Origin of the sequence: Pseudomonas sp. D8002, from assembly GCF_013385695.1 — a bacterium.
Classification (GTDB): Bacteria; Pseudomonadota; Gammaproteobacteria; order Pseudomonadales; family Pseudomonadaceae; genus Aquipseudomonas.
Genome location: NZ_JACAPM010000028.1, coordinates 1 through 17,832 on the forward strand (window position 1 = coordinate 1; position 17,832 = coordinate 17,832).

Annotated in this window: 15 protein-coding genes; 1 reads left to right on the forward strand and 14 read right to left on the reverse strand. The window is 61.8% G+C overall.

The window, feature by feature from the left end; translation table 11 throughout:
• Positions 1-32 precede the first annotated feature (32 nt).
• The 9 genes from HX807_RS16555 to HX807_RS16595 form a co-directional block, all read right to left on the reverse strand.
• Complete coding sequence (locus tag HX807_RS16555; protein WP_003209529.1) at positions 33-797, reverse strand: ABC transporter ATP-binding protein; 765 nt, start codon at positions 795-797, stop codon at positions 33-35.
• Positions 798-810: 13 nt separating this feature from the next.
• Positions 811-1,929 carry a succinylglutamate desuccinylase/aspartoacylase family protein gene (locus HX807_RS16560; protein WP_177050490.1) on the reverse strand — a complete coding sequence of 373 codons (1,119 nt, stop codon included), beginning with the start codon at positions 1,927-1,929 and terminating at the stop codon, positions 811-813.
• A 9-nt stretch (positions 1,930-1,938) separates the two neighbouring features.
• On the reverse strand, positions 1,939-2,649 hold the full coding sequence (locus HX807_RS16565; RefSeq protein ID WP_003209532.1) for an ABC transporter permease: 711 nt from the start codon (positions 2,647-2,649) through the stop codon (positions 1,939-1,941).
• Positions 2,646-3,374: an ABC transporter permease gene (locus tag HX807_RS16570; protein WP_134325837.1), complete on the reverse strand. Its 729-nt coding sequence runs from the start codon at positions 3,372-3,374 to the stop codon at positions 2,646-2,648. The genes HX807_RS16565 and HX807_RS16570 overlap by 4 nt, the downstream gene beginning before the upstream one ends.
• A 57-nt stretch (positions 3,375-3,431) precedes the next feature.
• Positions 3,432-4,211, reverse strand: a complete 780-nt coding sequence (locus tag HX807_RS16575; RefSeq protein WP_003213667.1) for a transporter substrate-binding domain-containing protein — start codon at positions 4,209-4,211, stop codon at positions 3,432-3,434.
• A 329-nt stretch (positions 4,212-4,540) separates the two neighbouring features.
• A complete protein-coding gene (locus HX807_RS16580; RefSeq protein ID WP_102606224.1) occupies positions 4,541-6,175 on the reverse strand; it encodes an ATP-dependent DNA ligase in 1,635 nt (544 codons plus the stop codon).
• Positions 6,172-7,176 carry a ligase-associated DNA damage response exonuclease gene (locus HX807_RS16585; RefSeq protein WP_003213671.1) on the reverse strand — a complete coding sequence of 335 codons (1,005 nt, stop codon included), beginning with the start codon at positions 7,174-7,176 and terminating at the stop codon, positions 6,172-6,174. The genes HX807_RS16580 and HX807_RS16585 overlap by 4 nt, the downstream gene beginning before the upstream one ends.
• 194 nt (positions 7,177-7,370) lie before the next feature.
• Positions 7,371-9,812, reverse strand: coding sequence for a penicillin acylase family protein (locus HX807_RS16590; protein WP_177050493.1), 2,442 nt, complete (start codon positions 9,810-9,812; stop codon positions 7,371-7,373).
• A 233-nt stretch (positions 9,813-10,045) separates the two neighbouring features.
• Positions 10,046-10,690 carry a glutathione binding-like protein gene (locus HX807_RS16595; RefSeq protein ID WP_003213676.1) on the reverse strand — a complete coding sequence of 215 codons (645 nt, stop codon included), beginning with the start codon at positions 10,688-10,690 and terminating at the stop codon, positions 10,046-10,048.
• A gap of 96 nt (positions 10,691-10,786) precedes the next feature.
• Here HX807_RS16595 and HX807_RS16600 point away from each other — a divergent pair, with 96 nt between their 5' ends.
• Positions 10,787-11,338: a cysteine hydrolase family protein gene (locus HX807_RS16600; RefSeq protein WP_177050495.1), complete on the forward strand. Its 552-nt coding sequence runs from the start codon at positions 10,787-10,789 to the stop codon at positions 11,336-11,338.
• A 159-nt stretch (positions 11,339-11,497) separates the two neighbouring features.
• Here the strand turns inward: HX807_RS16600 and HX807_RS16605 are convergent, their stop codons facing one another.
• The 5 genes from HX807_RS16605 to HX807_RS16625 all read right to left on the reverse strand — a co-directional run bounded on the left by HX807_RS16605 (position 11,498) and on the right by HX807_RS16625 (position 17,712).
• Positions 11,498-12,286: an ABC transporter ATP-binding protein gene (locus tag HX807_RS16605; protein ID WP_008432120.1), complete on the reverse strand. Its 789-nt coding sequence runs from the start codon at positions 12,284-12,286 to the stop codon at positions 11,498-11,500.
• The gene (locus HX807_RS16610; protein WP_177050497.1) at positions 12,283-13,341 is read right to left on the reverse strand and encodes an iron ABC transporter permease; all 1,059 of its coding nucleotides are present in this window, start codon (positions 13,339-13,341) and stop codon (positions 12,283-12,285) included. Before HX807_RS16610 ends, HX807_RS16605 begins: the two co-directional genes overlap by 4 nt.
• Before the next feature lie 161 nt (positions 13,342-13,502).
• Positions 13,503-14,618, reverse strand: a complete 1,116-nt coding sequence (locus HX807_RS16615; protein ID WP_177021283.1) for an ABC transporter substrate-binding protein — start codon at positions 14,616-14,618, stop codon at positions 13,503-13,505.
• 28 nt (positions 14,619-14,646) lie between these two features.
• A complete protein-coding gene (locus tag HX807_RS16620) occupies positions 14,647-15,327 on the reverse strand; it encodes a Fe2+-dependent dioxygenase (protein WP_003213688.1) in 681 nt (226 codons plus the stop codon).
• 3 nt (positions 15,328-15,330) lie between these two features.
• The gene (locus HX807_RS16625; RefSeq protein ID WP_177050499.1) at positions 15,331-17,712 is read right to left on the reverse strand and encodes a TonB-dependent siderophore receptor; all 2,382 of its coding nucleotides are present in this window, start codon (positions 17,710-17,712) and stop codon (positions 15,331-15,333) included.
• Positions 17,713-17,832: the final 120 nt, after the last annotated feature.

Below are 17,832 nucleotides of genomic sequence, written 5' to 3' on the forward strand. Positions count from 1 at the left end.
TAAATAACGGATATACACCCAACCCCTGCGGGCTACTTCAAATTCCCACTCAAAAACTGCTGCAACCGCTCGCTCTTCGGATTACCCAGCACATCCTCCGGCGCACCCTGTTCCTCCACCAACCCCTTGTGCAAAAACAGCACCTGGCTCGACACCTTGCGCGCAAAGCTCATCTCATGGGTCACCATGATCATCGTCCGGCCTTCCTCAGCCAAACCCTGGATCACCTTCAACACCTCACCCACCAACTCCGGGTCCAGCGCCGAAGTCGGCTCGTCAAACAGCATCACCTCCGGCTCCATCGCCAGCGCCCGGGCAATCGCCACCCGCTGTTGCTGGCCACCCGACAAAAACGCCGGATATTGACCGGCCACCCGCGCCGGCAACCCAACCTTGTCCAGATACCGGCGAGCGCGATCCTCGGCGTCCTTCTTGCTGCAACCCAGCACCCGGCGCGGCGCCATGGTGATGTTCTCCAGCACACTCATGTGGCTCCACAGGTTGAAATGCTGAAACACCATCGCCAACCGCGTACGCAGGCGCTGCAACTCAGCATCATCCGCCACGCGCATCCCATGGCGGTCACTGACCATGCGAATCTGCTGCCCATCCAGCGTCATCGCGCCATCATTCGGTTGTTCAAGAAAATTGATGCAACGTAAAAAGGTGCTTTTGCCCGAGCCACTGGCGCCGATCAAGCTGATCACATCACCGGTCTTGGCCTTGAGCGAGACACCTTTGAGCACCTCATTGTCGCCATAGCTTTTATGCAGGCCTTCAACGGTCAATTTGTACATGGGGCGTGCATCCTCAAGGCGAAAGTAGGTAGCCGCTGCGATAGGCTTCAGTGCCGGCGACATGGGCAATGACCATCCCGGCAGTGGCCATGCGCCGCAGCGAACGAGCGTAAAGCAGCCCGGCATTGCGGCAATGCACTGGCGTTACGCGGTCGGAAATGGGGTCGATGATTTCGGCGATCAGTTGCCCGGCGTCCACGTATTCCCCAGGCAGCGCGCTGAATACCAGCAAGCCGCCCACGGCTGTGGCCACCGGCTCGACGCCCGCCAGCGGTGTGGCGGGGTAGGGCAATTCCGGCAGCGGTGCCGGCTCGCCGCTGATTGCGCCGAAGTGAATCAGGTAATCGATGATCGCCTGGCAGTCGAGGCTGGCCAGGCCGTGGTTGACGTCGCCCTGGCCGCGCAATTCGACGGTTACCGAAAAGCTGCCCATCGGGATCGGGAAGTGCTCGCCAAACCGTTGTTGCAATTGCCACCACACCAGCGTGAAGCATTCATCGAATGACTGCCCGCCGGAGTCGGTGGCCAACAGGCTGGCTTCCGAACCGATATAGCGCGCCAGCGGCTCCACCCGGGGCCACGCTTCGGGGGTGGTGTACAGGTGCGCCACGGCTTCGAAGTCGCAGTGCAGGTCCAGCACCATGTCGGCATCACACGCCAGTCGTTGCAGCATCAGGCGTTGGGATTCCAGTTGTGTGACGGGCGTTTGCGCCGCCAGGGCCATGGTCAGCGCATCGCGGATCAGTTCGACGTTGTGCGCAGGATCATCTCCCAGCAGGCCTTCGACTTGATTGCCAACCTCGTCGGACAGGTCGACAAACAGGCGGTTGAAGTTCTGCCCGCTTTCCAGCTCGTAGCGGCCCAGGGGGATGTCCATCAACACCTGTTCCAGGCCGGTCGGGTTGGCGATCGGCACCAGCACGATCTCGCTGCGCAGGCGGCCGGCCGCAGCCAGCTCCGCCAGGCGCGCCTTCAAGTGCCAGGCCACCAGCATGCCCGGCAATTCGTCGGCGTGCAGCGACGACTGGATGTAGACCTTGCCTTCGGCCTGCTCCGGCCCGAAGTGGAAACTGTGAATTTGTCGCTCCGTGCCCGGCACCGGCGCCACAAGTGGATGAATCTGATGACGCATGAAGGCTCCTTAGTGGCTGGGGCCGAGAAAGGCCAGCCAGCGACGCTCCGCCAGACGAAACAGACCGACCAGGGCAAAGGTCACGGTCAGGTAGATCAGCGCAGCGATACCGAATGATTGAAAGGTCATGTAGGTGGCCGAGTTGGCGTCCCGGGCGACTTTCAGGATATCCGGGATGGTCGCGGTGAAGGCCACCGTCGTCGAATGCAGCATCAGGATCACTTCATTACTGTAGTACGGCAGCGAGCGGCGCAGGGCCGACGGCATGATCACGTAGGCATACAGCTTCCAGCCGCTGAGGCCGTAGGCTTTCGCCGCTTCGACTTCGCCGTGGGCCATGCTGCGGATCGCCCCGGCAAAAATCTCCGTGGTGTAGGCGCAGGTGTTGAGGGCGAAGGCGAGAATCGTGCAGTTCATCGCATCACGAAAGAACGCGTCCAGCACCGGCTGCGCGCGAACCGCCGCGATGCTGTAGATCCCGGTGTAGCAAATCAGCAACTGGATATACAGCGGCGTGCCGCGAAACAGGTAGGTGTAGAACTGCACCGGCCAGCGTACCCAGCGATTGCGCGACACCCGCGCAATGGACAGCGGGATCGATACCAGGAAGCCGATGAAGATCGACGCGCTGAGCAGCCACATCGTCATGGCCAGCCCGGTGATGTGCTGGCCGTCGCTATAAAGGAAGGGGCGCCAGTATTGCTGGATAAGTTCGATCATCGCACTGCCTCCCGGGAGCCTGCGGAGTAGCGCCGTTCGAGGCGGCGCAGGACGAAGTTGGACGCGCTGGTGATCAACAGGTAGATAAACGCGGCGATCACCAGGAAATAGAACAGCTGATAAGTACTCTTGCCGGCATCCTGCGCGGCCTTGACCAGGTCGGCCAGGCCGATGATCGACACCAGGGCGGTGGCCTTGAGCATCACGCACCAGTTGTTGTTAATGCCCGGCAGGGCGAAGCGCATCATCTGCGGGAAGGTCACGAAGCGAAACCGCTGGCCACGCGTGAGCCCGTAGGCCGTGGCGGCCTCCAACTGGCCACGGGGCACGGCGAGGATCGCGCCGCGAAAGGTCTCGGTGAAATACGCACCGTAGATAAAGCCCAGGGTGATCACCCCGGCGCTGAATGGGTCGATCTCGATGTAGTCCCATTCCATAAAGTCGGTAAAGCTGGTCAGCCAGATTTGCAGGCTGTAGAAAATCAGCAGCATCAGCACCAGGTCGGGCACGCCGCGAATCAGGGTGGTGTAGATCTGCGCGGGAATCCGCAGGAACGGCAGGCTGGACAGTTTGGCAGTAGCCCCGAGCAGGCCCAGCAACACGCTGACGGCCAGGGAGAACACCGACAACTTGACGGTCATCCAGGTGCCTTGCAGCAACAGCGGGCCGAAACCCTTCAAGCTGAAGGCACTGAGCCCCAGGGTTTGCAAAAGATCTTCGAACATAAATCAGGACCTATGGCGATAAAAAAGCGCCCCTCCAGAGGAAGGGCGCCCCAGGCATTATTTGCCGCTGTACAGGTTCAGATCGCCAAAGTGTTTCTTCTGGATGGTGGCGTAGGTGCCATCATCGTGTAACGCTTTGATACCTTTATCCAACAAGGCCTTGAGGTCTTTGTTACCTTTTTTGATACCGACCGCAGTTTTGGACGGCAGCAGTGGATCGTCGATGGCCTTGCTGACTTCGTAGTCAGCACCGGCTGGCGACTTCAAAAAGCCCAGTTCGGCTTGCAGCATGTCCTGCACGGAAGCGTCCAGGCGGCCGGAAGTCAGGTCGGCGTACACCTGGTCCTGGTTGGCGTAGGCCTTGGTGGTGACACCGGCCTTGTCCAGTACGGCCTTGGCGTAGGCTTCCTGGATGGTGCCTTGCTCGTAGCCAACGCTTTTGCCCTTGAGGGACTCAGGCGTGGAGTAGTTCGCGCCCTTTTTGAACACCAGGGAAGTCGGGCCGGAGAACAGCTCGTTGGAGAAGTCGATCGCCTTTTCACGGGCTTCGGTCACGGTCATCGAGGAAATCACGCCGTCAAACTTGTTGGCGTTGAGGCCTGGGATCATGCCGTCGAAATCACTTTCGACCCACTTGCACTTGACCTTCAGCTCGGCACAGATGGCATTGCCCAGGTCGATATCGAAGCCCACCAGGCTGCCGTCAGCGGCTTTAGACTCAAACGGCGCGTAGGACGGATCGACACCAAAACGCAATTCCTTGTATTCCTTGGCCAGCGCGGAACCGGCGGCCATGCACAGAGCCAGTGCAGAAAGGGTCAGCAATGCTTTTTTCATTATGTAATCCCTGGAAACCAAGATAAGCGCTTGTGGCGCGGTTAGGACTGTTACTGAACGGTGTCAGACCGGACTCAAGTAGCAATTTCTGCACCATAGTTCCGAATGGTCGTTTTAAAAGGTGAGATTAAGGAGTTGTGCCAGTAGGAAATGCCCGAAAATGGGCATTGATCAATCTATGCATTATTTTGGGGCGTGTGAGGTTTTCAAATGTGGGAGCGGGCTTGCTCGCGAATGCGGTGGATCAGTCGGTACATGTATTGACTGACACACCGCATTCGCGAGCAAGCCCGCTCCCACATTGATCGGTGGCGTTCGTGAGAGGCGTGTCAGGCCAGTAAATCCTGCAGGGTCGCCAGGTTGTCGGCTTCCTCGACGGCCTTGTCCTGGCGCCAGCGCAACATCCTCGGGAAACGCACCGCAATTCCGCTCTTGTGCCGCTTGGACAGGGCAATCCCTTCAAAACCCAGTTCAAACACCATGCTCGGCGTGACGCTGCTCACCGGGCCGAATTTCTCCACGGTGGTCTTGCGTACGATGGCGTCGACCTTGCGCATTTCTTCATCGGTCAGCCCCGAATACGCCTTGGCGAACGGCACCAACGTACGCTCAGTACCGGGCGGGCCGTCCCACACCGCAAAGGTGTAGTCGCTGTACAGGCTGGCGCGCCGGCCATGGCCGCGCTGGGCATAGATCAGCACGGCATCGACACTGAACGGGTCGACTTTCCACTTCCACCACACGCCCATGTCCTTGGTCCGGCCCACGCCGTAGAGCCCGTCCCGGGCCTTGAGCATCATGCCTTCCACGCCCAGGCTGCGAGACGCCTCACGCTGCTCTGCCAAGTCTTGCCAGCTATCGCCGATCAGCACTGGCGACGTGCGCAATATTGGCTGGTCGCAGTCGCTGACCACCAGCTCCAGTTGCGCCCGGCGTTCGGCCTGGGTGTGGTTGCGCCAGTCTTCGCCGTGGTGTTCCAGCAGGTCATAAGCCAGCACGGCGACCGGCGCGTCTTCGAGGATTTTCTTGCCCAGGGTCTTGCGGCCAATGCGCTGTTGCAGCAGGGCGAAGGGTTGCACCGAGTCCTTCCACACCACGATTTCGCCGTCGATCACCGTGCCATCGGGCAGGCTGTTTTCCAGGTCATGAAGCTCCGGAAAGCGCTCGGTGACCAGTTCTTCGCCCCGAGACCAGATCCACAAGCGGCCTTCGCGCTTGACCAGTTGTGCGCGGATACCGTCCCACTTCCATTCCACTTGCCAGTCAGCAGGGGAGCCGAGCAAGGCATCGAACTGCTCCACCGGCTGGGCCAGGCCATGGGCCAGGAAAAACGGATAAGGCTGCCCGCCACGCTGGGCGTGTTCGTCGGACGATTCGGCGGCAATCAGCTTCAAGTAGCCTTCGGCCGTCGGACGGTTCGACAGGTCGGTGTAGCCCACCAGCCGCTGGGCCACGCGTTTGCTGTCCAGCCCGGCCATGGCGGCCAGGGCGCGGGTGACCAGCAACTTCGACACACCGACCCGGAAGCTGCCGGTGATCAGCTTGATGCAGAGCATCAGGCTCGGCTGATCCAGCTGTGCCCACAACGCGGGCAGGCGTTCTGCCAGTTCTTCTGGCGGCAGGCCACGCAAGGGCAGGAGTTTTTCTTCCAGCCACACGGCCAGACCATCGTCCGAGGTGTGGGGCGATTCCGGTAACAGCAGGGAAATGGTTTCCGCCAGGTCGCCTACCGACTGATAACTCTCTTCGAACAGCCACGGCTCAATGCTCGCGGCTTCGGTGGCCATGTCCCGCAGCAACCGGGTGGGCACCAGTTGTCGGGGCCGGCCGCCGGATAAAAAGTAGACCGCCCACGCAGCATCTTCCGCGGGCGCCTGTAGGAAATAAGCCTGCAAGGCGGCGAGCTTGGCGTTGCTGGAGGTGGTGGCGTCGAGGTTGGCGTACAGCTCGGCGAAGGCTTTCATGACGTGGCCTCCTCTTCGTCATCGCCGTATTCGGTGGTGAATCCCTGGGCATCCAGGCCCTTTTCCCGCAGGTGCCTGACCAATACGCCCACAGAACCGTGGGTGACCATTACCCGCTCGGCACCGGTTTGCTCAATGGCCCATAACAGTCCGGGCCAATCGGCGTGGTCCGAGAGCACAAAGCCGCGATCCACGCCGCGCCGACGCCGGGTTCCGCGCAGGCGCATCCAGCCGCTGGCGAAGGCGTCACTGTAGTCGCCGAAGCGGCGCATCCAGGTGCTGCCACCGGCGGAGGGCGGGGCGATGATCAGGGCCTGGCGCAATAAAGGGTCGGTTTTTTTGAAGTCGCCGGCGTAGAGGGTTTCAGGGATATAGATGCCAGCTTCGCGGTACACCCGGTTCAAGGGTTCGACCGCGCCATGGCTGAGGATCGGGCCGATGCTGGCGTCGATGCCGTGGAGAATCCGCTGGGCTTTGCCGAAGGAATAACAGAACAACACGCTGGCCTTGCCGGCGGCGATATTGGCCTGCCACCAGTCGTTGATCCCGGCAAAAATCTGCGCCTGGGGCTGCCAGCGGTAGATCGGCAGGCCGAAGGTCGATTCGGTGATAAACGTATGGCAGCGCACCGGTTCGAACGGCGCGCAGGTGCCGTCGGGCTCGACTTTATAGTCGCCGGAGGCGACCCAGACTTCACCCTGGTATTCCAGGCGCACCTGGGCGGAGCCGAGGACATGGCCGGCGGGGTGGAAACTCAAGGTGACGCCGTGGTGGCGCAGGCTTTCGCCGTAGGCCAGGGTTTGCAGGTTGATGTCCTGGCCGAGGCGCGAGCGCAGGATACCTTCGCCGGGGGCGGCGGCCAGGTAGTGTTGGTTGCCGGTGCGGGCGTGGTCGCCGTGGGCGTGGGTGATGACCGAACGTTCCACCGGGCGCCAGGGGTCGATGTAGAAATCCCCGGCGGGGCAGTAGAGGCCTTCGGGCCGGGCGATAACAAGGTCCATGGGCGTGCCGTGGAGGTGGGCTTGTTAATTATGAGGCGAGGGCGGGTGGAGAAGTTCTATCGGAATGCATGCAATCAAATGTGGGAGCTGGCTTGCCGGCGATGCTGGCGACTCGGTCTGACAGTCAGACCGGGTTGATGCCATCGCAGGCAAGCCAGCTCCCACATTGATTTGGTTGAGTCTGGGAAACCGGGTTACTTGCCCGGCACCAGTGTCAACCGCGTCTTCCCGTACACCCCGTCAAAGTTCTGTGGCTGCATCGGGAAGCTCAGGTATTGCGCCTTCAGCCACGGGTCGATGCCATTGGCATAGTTCGGGCTGGCCGGGTTGCCGGATTGGCCGATGCCGCTTTGGCCCATCATCGGTTCCGCCAGGCCGAAGTCGACAATCATCCGCAGCGCCGGCACCTGGGTCGTGTCGAAACTCTGGCCCCAGCTATACGGTGCGCTGTTCAGCGTGTTGTGATCGCCGCCCGCGGCCAGTGGGCCGCGAATAGCCTGGCCGCTGGTGTTCTTCCAGGTGTAGCTGTGCAGTTTGCCCCACTGCCAGGCCTTGTGATCGGCGCCCAGCGCGCTGTCGCCTGCGGTGATCGCGGCGGCCAGGCTGCGGGCGAGTATCGCCGGCTTGTCGGTTTTCTGCCCGGTGCGGGCGTCATTCCAGAACGGGCTGTCTTCGCGCCCCAGCAAGTGGTCGGCCACCGCCGAGTACGACAGGTTGGCGTTACCGATAAAGGCTTTCCAGGTGGCGCTGTTTTCCGGACCGAGTTCGTCGAGGAAAATCTGCTTGGCGCTTTCCTGCAGGAACAACTCATAAATCGCCGCGTCGGCGGAGGTGGATGCCAGCCGACCGTCGAAGGCCATCAGGCGGCTCAGTGCTTCCCGCGCCTTGGCCTGGTCTGCCACCGGCAATCCATCGATCGCCTGTTTCAGCGGCTGGGCCATGCCCGGCGCCTGGAACATGCTCTTGAGCTTGGCGGCAAACGTGGTGGTCTGGTCGTACTGCATGGCAATCATGCTGCGGCTGTCATGCTTGCTGCTGCCGGCCAGTTGCGCGATACGTTCGGCGCGTTCCGGCGCGGCCCACGAGTTGGACAGTTGCATGCCGTAGCCACGGGGAATGGTGCGCTGGTTGGCCGTGCCGATCCAACCCTGGGCCGGGTCCTGATCGTAGGGGTGCAGCATCGCGTCGGCGTAGCCATCCCAGTCGAAACGCCCGTCCCAGCCCGGCGATGGCACCAGGCCTTCGCCTTCACGGCGGTTGGGGAACCGCCCGGTCACTTGCCAGCCAATGCTGCTGGCGTCGGCGAAGACCATGTTCAAGGCAATTGCGCGAATTTCCCGGGTGGCGTCAGACGCTTTACCGGCGGTTTGCGCACGGGACAGGTCGAAGAACGCGTCCAGGCTCTTGTCGTCCTTGAAATCGGCGGTTTGCAACGCCAGGCCGTAGCCGCTGGTCAGCGACTGGGCACTGTTGAGCAGCGGCCCGTGGCGGGTTTCGTACACCGCTTCGCGAATCGGCCGCTGGCCCTTGGCGAAGTAGGTTTCATTGCGCACGATGGCGGGCAGCCATTTGCCGTTGTTTTCGTAGTACAGCGCGTTGCCCTGGCGCTTGACCTTCTCCAGGAATACGTCCTGGGTGTCACCCGAGACCTGGCTCATGCTCCAGGCCACCTTGCCGTTGAAGCCGGAAAGCAGGGTTGGCAAACCGGCGATGGACACACCGGCGGCCTGGTATTTCGGCGAGCGGATCTGCACGTAGTTCCACAGCGACGGGGCCTGCATCGAGGTCGACAGGTCATTGGCCAGCAGGCTCTTGTTGCTGCGGCTGCGCTGCGGGCCGATCGCCCAGTTGCTGGAGCTGGACGTGCCCAGGGTGTTGAGGGTGCCGAGGTGCTCGCTGAGGCTGGTCAGCGCAGCGAGGCCCGGGATCTGGCCCAGGTTGATGCCCTTGAGCTTGTCGGACTCGGCCACTGGCAGCGGTTCATCCGGGTAGCTCGGGGTCAGCCAGGCGAGTTTGTCGGCACCGACTTTTTGCGCGAGCACCAATGACGACAGCTCTTCCTGCAAGTTGGTCGATTCGCTGAAATTCAGCAGGCAGAACAGCAGCGCCGAATCTTCCGGCTTCCAGTATTCAGGCTTGTAGCCAGTCTGGGCCAGGTCTGGCGGCAGCTTGTCGCGGTAGCGGAACAGGTAGGCGTTGACCCCGCGCGCATACACCTCAAAGAAGCGCTTGAGGCGCGGCGACGAGGCGTTATAAAGCTCGCCGGCGCTTTTGCGCAGGTTGACCGCCCGCATGAAACGGTCGACATCCAGCACATCCGGCCCGGACATTTCCGCCAGGCGGCCCTGGGCCAGCAGGCGCAGGGCGACCATCTGGGTGATGCGGTCGCTGGCGTGCACGTAGCCCAGGGTGAACAGCGCATCGTGGAAGGTGCTGCTTTCAATCAGCGGGATGCCCTGGCTGTTGCGGCGCACCGAAACGTTCTGCGCCAGGCCCTTGATCGGCTGTACGCCGGAAACCGGAGGCAGGGTGTCTTGGGTGCTCTGTAACTGGCAACCGGCCAGGCCCAAGGCACTGGCAATTGCCGCGGCAACGCCGAACCGGGGAAGAAAGTGTGAGAGGGCTGGCGAGGCCATGGCAAAGCTCCTGCGGGGGGTAGCGTCAGTAAAGGCGCTACGTTAGTGAGCGCGGCGAAACGACGCAAGCGGGAGGCGATGCTTATTTCAGGATTTGCGTAAGGTTTCCAGTCGGGCACAAATCAGTGTGGGAGCAGGCTTGCTCGCGAATGCGGTGTATCAGCTAAAAGAGTTGTGGCTGATCCACCGCATTCGCGAGCAAGCCCGCTCCCACATTTTGATCCCGTTGACCTTCAGGATTTTGGCGGATTGACCTTCTGCACCAGCTCATAGGCACGCACCGTCGCCGGGCGTTGCTTGATGTGGTTGAACCAGCGTTCTACATGTGGGAAGTCTTCCAGCTTCTGGCTCTGCCACTTGTGGGAAACGATCCACGGGTAGATCGCCATGTCGGCAATGCTGTATTCCTCGCCGGCCACGAACGTGCGGTCGGCCAGGCGCCGGTCCAGCACGCCATACAGGCGGGCGGTCTCATCCACATAGCGTTTGATCGCGTAGGGAATCTTTTCCGGGGCGAACTGGCTGAAGTGGTGATTTTGGCCGGCCATCGGCCCCAGGCCACCCATTTGCCAGAACAGCCATTGCAGCGCTTCCTGACGACCACGCAGGTCCTGGGGAATGAACTTGCCGGTTTTTTCCGCGAGGTACAGCAGGATCGCACCGGATTCGAACAGGGAAATCGGCGCGCCGCCGTCGGTCGGGTTCTGATCGACGATGGCCGGGATGCGGTTATTGGGGGCGATCTTCAGGAAGTCGGGCTTGAACTGATCGCCCTGGCCGATGTTGATCGGGTGTACCTCGTAAGGCAGGCCGGCTTCTTCCAGGAACAACGACACTTTGTGACCGTTGGGGGTGGTCCAGTAATACAGGTCGATCATGAAGCTCTCCAAGGGTGGTGATGCTTGAGCGAATGCCTGTAGGTATAGGTGATGTTAGGGTGACGAAAATTCAATGAAACATTTGGGTCTATCGATATGGAAATTCGTGCGGGCGCAGCGTTGATTCTGATTGACCAGCAAAAAGGCATTCACCATCCCAGGCTGGGACGGCGCAATAATCCGCACGCCGAGGCGCGCATGCTGGCGTTGCTGGCGCATTGGCGGCGCGAAGGCTGGCCGGTGATTCATGTGCAGCATCTGTCCCATTCGCCGGAATCGGTGTTCTGGCCGCAGCAGTCGGGGGTGGAGTTTCAGGACGCGTTTATTCCGCAGTCGGGTGAGCAGTTGATCCAGAAACGGGTGCCGGACGCATTTTGTGGGACGGGGCTGGAAGCGAGGTTGCATGAGGCCGGGCTTCGGCAAGTGGTGCTGGTGGGCGTGGCCACCCATAACTCGGTGGAGGCCACGGCCCGCAGTGCCGGCAACCTGGGGTTTGAGACGTGGGTTATCGAAGATGCCTGCTACACCTTCGACAAGGCGGACTTTTTCGGGCAGATGCATTCGGCGCAGGCGGTACATGCCATGTCGTTGGGCAACCTGCACGGCGAGTACGCCACAGTGATTTCCTCCAAACAGTTGCTGGAGTGACCGTTGTGGCGAGGGAGCTTGCTCCCCGCTGGACCAGGCTGGAGCTCCAGTGCGAAGCGCTCCCGAGTGCCTCACCTCAGTCCGCCTGAAGACGCGCGTGCACAGATTTTGGGGCTGCTACGCAGCCCAACGGGAGCAAGCTCCCTCGCCACAGAGGATCTAAGCCACCGCGCCGTCCACCAACACCTGCAACGTTTGTTGTGAGCATCGCTCGATGCGTACCCGCACACCATAGACTTCGGCAAACAGCGCCGTATCCAGCACGTCATCCGCCGCGCCACTGGCGTACAGCCGGCCCTGGCGCAGCACCGCGATATGGTCGGCATAGCGCGCCGCGAGGTTGATGTCGTGCAGCACCACCACGGCGATCAGGTTGTGTTCCCGCACCAGGTCGCGCACGCAATCCATGACCTTCAACTGGTAGTTCAAGTCCAGCGCACTGGTGGGTTCATCCAGCAGCATTACCTGTGGCCGACGCGCAATCAGTTGCGCCAGGCTGACCAGTTGCCGCTGGCCGCCGGATAACGTGCTCAATAGCTGATCCGCCAGATGAGCGATGCCAATCCTTTGCAACGCATCAAAGGCCTCGCGCATGCACGCGTCGCTTGAAAGCGCAATGCCCTCGACGTTCGCCACCCGCAGCGCCGCGATCACGCTTTCCATCACACTCAGGCTCAAGCCCGGCGGAAGATTTTGCGGCATATAGGTCACACGCCGGGCGCGTTCACCGACGGACATTTTCGTCAGGTCCAGGTCACCCAATCTGACAACGCCCTGCATCTTTTCCAGCCCCGCCACCGCCCTCAGCAACGTCGACTTGCCCGCACCGTTCGGCCCGATCAACGCGGTCAGGCTACCGTGGGCCAAGGTTGGCAAACTCAGGTCATGCACAATCTGGCGCCGGCCGTAGCTGACCTGGGCGTTCTGAATCGACAGCCCGCTGCTCATAACTGCCTCCCGCGCTTGAACACCAGCAACACGAAAATCGGCACGCCCACCAGCGCGGTGACGATACCCACGGGTACGATCACCCCGGGCATGATCAGCTTGCTGGCGATGGATGACAGCGACAACAGTAACGCGCCGACAAGCGCGCTGGCCGGCAGCAGGAAGCGCTGGTCTTCACCCACCAGAATCCGCGCGATGTGCGGACCCACCAGGCCGATAAATCCGATGGTTCCCACAAACGCCACGGCGGTGGCCGACAGCAGGCTGATACGCAACAACGAGAAAAACCGCAGGCGCTTCACATCGACACCGAAGCTTTGCGCGCGGTCTTCGCCCATGCGCAACAGGGTCAGGCGTGGCGCGGCCGCGAAGGAAAAGGGCATGACCACGGCGACCACCAACGCGAGGATGCCGAGCTTGTCCCAGTTGGCCCGGGTCACGCTGCCCAGGGTCCAGAACACCAGTTGTTGCAGCACATCTTCGGTGGCGACCAGTTGCAACAGGGCGACCACCGCGTTGCAACTGAACACCAGGGCAATCCCGAACAGCACCAGGCTTTCCACCCCGGCACCGCGCAGGCGCGACATGGCTTGCAGCAAAAAGACCGAGGCGGCGGCAAACACAAAGGCTGAAATGGAAATCGCCGTATTGACCGACACCCACAGCGTCGTCACCGGAAACACAATCACCAGGGACGCGCCCAACGCCGCCGCCGAGGAAACCCCCAGGGTGAATGGACTGGCGAGCGGGTTGTTAAGGATCGCCTGCATCTCGGCGCCCGCCAGCGACAGCGCGCAACCGACCAACACCGCCATCAAGGCGTAGGGCAGGCGCACGTTCCAGATGATCACCTGGTCGGTGGCGCTCAGGTGGGCCGGGTGCAGCAAGCCATCGAGCAGGGCGCCAAGGCCCATGCCCGACGGGCCGCTGGCCAGGTCCACGAGGATCGCGCACATCAGCGCGCCACCCAGCAGGGCCAGCAGCCAGAAGCGGCGGGCCAGCAGGCGGCGATAGCCTTGGCTGGCGGTGGCGAGGTCGAGGGTTTGAGTGGTCATTGGATTCGCAGCCTTGAAAACGACGAAAATCCCTGCCGGTACACGGTCAGTGTGGGAGCTGGCTTGCCTGCGATGGCGATGGTGAATCCAACACCGCTATCGCAGGCAAGCCAGCTCCCACAGGAACCGTGTACAGGCAGGGAATGGGTTGTGAGCCTTAGTTACTTGGCCTTGCCATCAATCCAGTAAGCACCCTGCAGCGGCATGCCGAGGAACTGTTGGTTCATCGCTTCCATGGTCGCCTTGGGATCCAGCTTGGCGAACAATTCCGGATGCACCCACTTGGCCAGCGCTTCAATCGCCAGCAGGTTGTACGGCGAGTTGTAGAAGTCATGCCACAGACCGTGGGAATTGCCCTCACGAATCGCCCGAAGGTTCACAAACTCAGGGCGGGCCAGCACGGTATCAAACGCGGCACGCGCGTCTTCGTTGCTCACGCCAGCACCCAGAATCAACCCGGGCTTGTGATTGCCGGTGGCCACATACACATCCGGGTCAGCTTTCAGCGCGTACTCGACACTGATATCTCCCAGCGCCCCCGGCACCACGTCGGCGGCGATGTTGCGCCCGCCCACCAGCTTGATCACTTCACCCATGCCGCTCTTGCCAGTGGTGTGCCCCGGTGCCTGCCAGGCGCCGGCCAGCAATTCCAGGAACACGCTCGGGCGCGGCCCGGCCGGCAAGGTGGCGACGGCGTCGGTGATCACCTTGATGTGCTGGTCATAAAAGTCGAGGAACGCCTTGGCCTGGGTTTCCCGGCCCAGGGCCTGACCCAGGGCGGTCATGCTGGCGTGGGTGCCTTGCACCGGGTTGATGCGGAAGTCGACGAACAACACTGCAATGCCCGCCTTGGCCAACACGTCCGCCACCGGGCTGTGTTCAGTCGGGCCATGGCCGGAAATGCTGAACACCGCCAGGTCCGGTTTCAGCGAAAGAATTTCCTCGGCGCTGACGCTTTGCTCCGACGCCTGGCCAATCAGCGGAATGTCTTTTACCGTCGGAAATTTCGCCACGTAGGCGTTATAGGTGTGGGCGTCCAACAGTTTCAAGTCATTCTGCCAGCCGACAATCCGTTGGAATGGCGCGTCCTTGTCCAGCAAGGCAAAGGCCGAAATCAGCCGGCCTTCGCCGAGCACCACGCGCTGCACGTGGTCTGGCACCTCGACCTTGCGGCCCAGCACGTCGGTGACTTCATGGGCGGCGGCGGTTTCGGCGTGGCCGAGGATCAGCACGGCAAACAGCGCGCCCAGCTTGAGGAAGTTGCGGGGTTTCAGCATGGCGAGAACTCCAGGTGAAGGCGGCGCATCAGACATCGCTCCAGCGCCGCAAAAGGTTGTGATAGGCGCCGCTCAGTTGCAGCAGCGCGTGGTCGTCGGCGTGTTGCGCGGTGAGGCGTTGAATCGCCACGTCCATGTCCAGCAGCAGTTGGCGCTGGCTGTCTTCGCGCACCAGGCTTTCGACCCAGAAGAAACTGGCGATGCGCTCGCCGCGGGTGACCGGGTTGATCTTGTGCAAACTGCTGCCGGGATAAATCAGCAGGTGCCCGGCGGGCAGCTTCACCGCGTGCTCGCCGAAGGTGTCGCGGATCACCAGTTCGCCGCCGTCGTAGCTGGCCGGATCAGCCAGGAACAAGGTGGCGGAGATGTCGGTGCGCACCCGTTCGCGCACACCCTTGAGGCCGCGAATCGCATTGTCGATATGCCAGTCGAAGGCTTCGCCGCCGCTGTAGCGGTTGAACAGCGGCGGGTAGATTTTCTTCGGCAGGGCGGCGGACATGAACAGCGCGTTGTCCGACAGCCGCGACAGAATCTGCTCACCCAGGCGAATCGCTACCGGCGCGTCTTCCGACAGCTGCCGGTTGTTTTTCGCCATGGCCGAGCGTTGCCCGGCAGTGACCTTGCCGTCGACCCACGGTTGATCGAGCAGGGTGGCGACGGCCACCGCGACTTCTTCGGCACTCAACAGGCCGGGGATTTCGATCAGCACGGCTTAAAACTCATAGTCGACACTGGCGGTGAGCGTGCGCCCGGCGCCCGGAATGCCGTAGAGCTGGAAGCCGTCCAGGGACGCGCCGATCTGGCTGTAGTAGAACTTGTTAAACACGTTGTTCAGGTTGAGGTTGACCGTGGTTTGCCTGGTCACTTTGTATTGCGCAGCCACGTTGTTGAGCCAGTAGCCGGGGGCCTTTTCGTGGTCACGGGTGTAGATCGCGTACACGCCGGACGGGCCGGTGGCGTAGCTGCTGTTGTTGTTCAGGCCGCCGACGTATTTGTTGTCGCTGTAGCGGCGGCGTCCTACGTATTGCGCGCCGTAACTCAGGCTCAGGTCGTCGGTGACGGCGTAGGTGGTCCACAGGTTGGCGGTCAGGTCGGGAACGTTCTTGGCTTCCTCGCCTTTGTTGGCCCCTTTGGTCTGGGTGCTTTTCAGCGCGGAGAACCCGCTGTACACCGTCCAGCGCGGGCTGATATTGCCTTGCAGGCCCAGTTCCACACCGTCTACGCGCTTGGCGGGGAGGGCGCGTACCGGAGCGCTTTCGCCGTCCTGGTATTCCCAGGAGTTGTCCAGTTCGGTGCGGAAGATCGCGGCGGTGACGTTCAGCAGGTCGTGGGCAATGTCCCACTTGGTGCCGATCTCGTAGGTCTTCGACTTGGCCGGGGTGTAGTTGCTGGTGCTCGCGGCGCCGTAGATCTGGTTGTTGGTCGACGCACCCAGGGCTGACGGTTGTGCCGCTTCGCTGTAGGACACGTAGATGCTGCCGTTAGGCAACGGCTTGTACACCGCGCCGACCCGGCCGCTCACGGCACCGTCGGTGCTGTCGATGGACGCTTGGCCACGCTGGGTGGTTTTGGCCTGCCAGTTGTCGTAGCGCAGGGAGCCGAGCACTTGCCACTGTTCATTCAGGGTGACGGTATCGCCCAGGTAGATGCCGGCGTTGTCGATCACTGAGCGTGGCTGGCCTTCACCCTTGGTCACTTCGGTGCTGGCGAAGCTGTGGTTCGGGTCGTTCATGTCGAAGAACAGATCGCCGGCCGGCACTTCGGCGTTGCGTTTCAGGCCGCCGTAGGTCTCGTGATAGAACTCGAGCCCGCTGACCACCGCGTGTTCCAGCCCGCCGGTATTGAGCTTGAAGGCGAAGTCGGTCTGGTTGTCGAGGATGGTGTAGCGCGTCGACTGGCCGAAGTCGCTCCCTCGCAAAATACCGTAGGCGGTGTTACCGCTGTTGGCGTATCCCGGGTAGGCATTTACCGTGCTGCCGGGCACTTGGCTGATCGGTCCTACGCCGGTGTAGCCCAAGGTCGCACAGCGCGTGCCGGTGCAGGTTTTTTGGCCATTGCCGTTGGCGGCGAAGAAGCGCGCGGGCGAGAGCACCGCGAAGTTGTCGGTGCGTTCCCACTTGGTCTGGTTCTTCAGGGTCGCTTCGTTCCAGTCGAAATCATGCTCGAAGCGGGTGGTCAGCGAAGTGGTTTTGGTCTGCTGGGTGTACAGGTGCGAGTCGCCATACCAGTTGGAGCGCTTGACTCCCGGCATGCGGTCGCCGTCGGTGCCGCGCTGGATCGGCACACCGCCGTCCGGCGTGTTGTCGTCCTTCTGGTAGAAGGTGTCGATAAACAGGCGGGTGTCGGTGCCCAGGCCGAAGCCGAGGGAGGTCGCGATGCCCCAGCGGTCGTAGTCCACGTCGTCACGCTCGGCCACCTGGTTGTAGTGCTTCATCAGGTTGATGCGCAGGGCGGTGGTGTCATTCAGTTGTTGGTTGAAATCGCCGGTGAGGCGGCGGTAGCTGTCGGTGCCGATGCCGGCCGAGAGTTTGTTGGCATCCCCCAGATGCGCCTCTTTACTCACCAGGTTGACGCTGCCGCCTACCGCGGAAACGCCGGATTCGATCGAGCCGGTGCCCTTGAACACTTCTGCCTGTTGCAGGTTGAAGGTGTCGGTGCGGGTCGATTGGCCGGCATCGCGCACACCGTCGACGGTCAGGCTCTGCTCCGAGGAAAACCCGCGAATCGAAAACAGGTCGCCCCAGCCCAGGTTGCCTTCGCCGGACATGAAGGTGATGCCCGGCACGTTGCGCAACACTTCCTGCAAGGTCTGCGCGTTTTGCTCCTTGAGCACTTGCTGCGGGACGATGGTTACGCTTTGCGGGGCATCAAGCAGCGGCTGGCTGATTTTTGCCGAGGTCACCCGGTCGACTTTAAAGGCGGAAGTGGCGTCACCGTCGATCTTGATTTCCGGCAGGCTCAGCACTGAATCATTCGACGCCGCCACCGGCGCATCGGCCCAGGCGGTGGGAGAAACGCTGCCGGCGGCAAGCAGGCCGAACATCGGCGCAAGGGTAGATTGCAGCGACAGGGCGCGCGGGGTAGGCAATGGCATTCGGAGTGACCTAGGCTAAATTACAATTAATCTCATTTAGATTCGGTAGTCTAAAGACCGATACCGGCCGCCATGCCGTGGCTTTGTAATGTGGATGCGTGATTACCGCTTCCCACAACA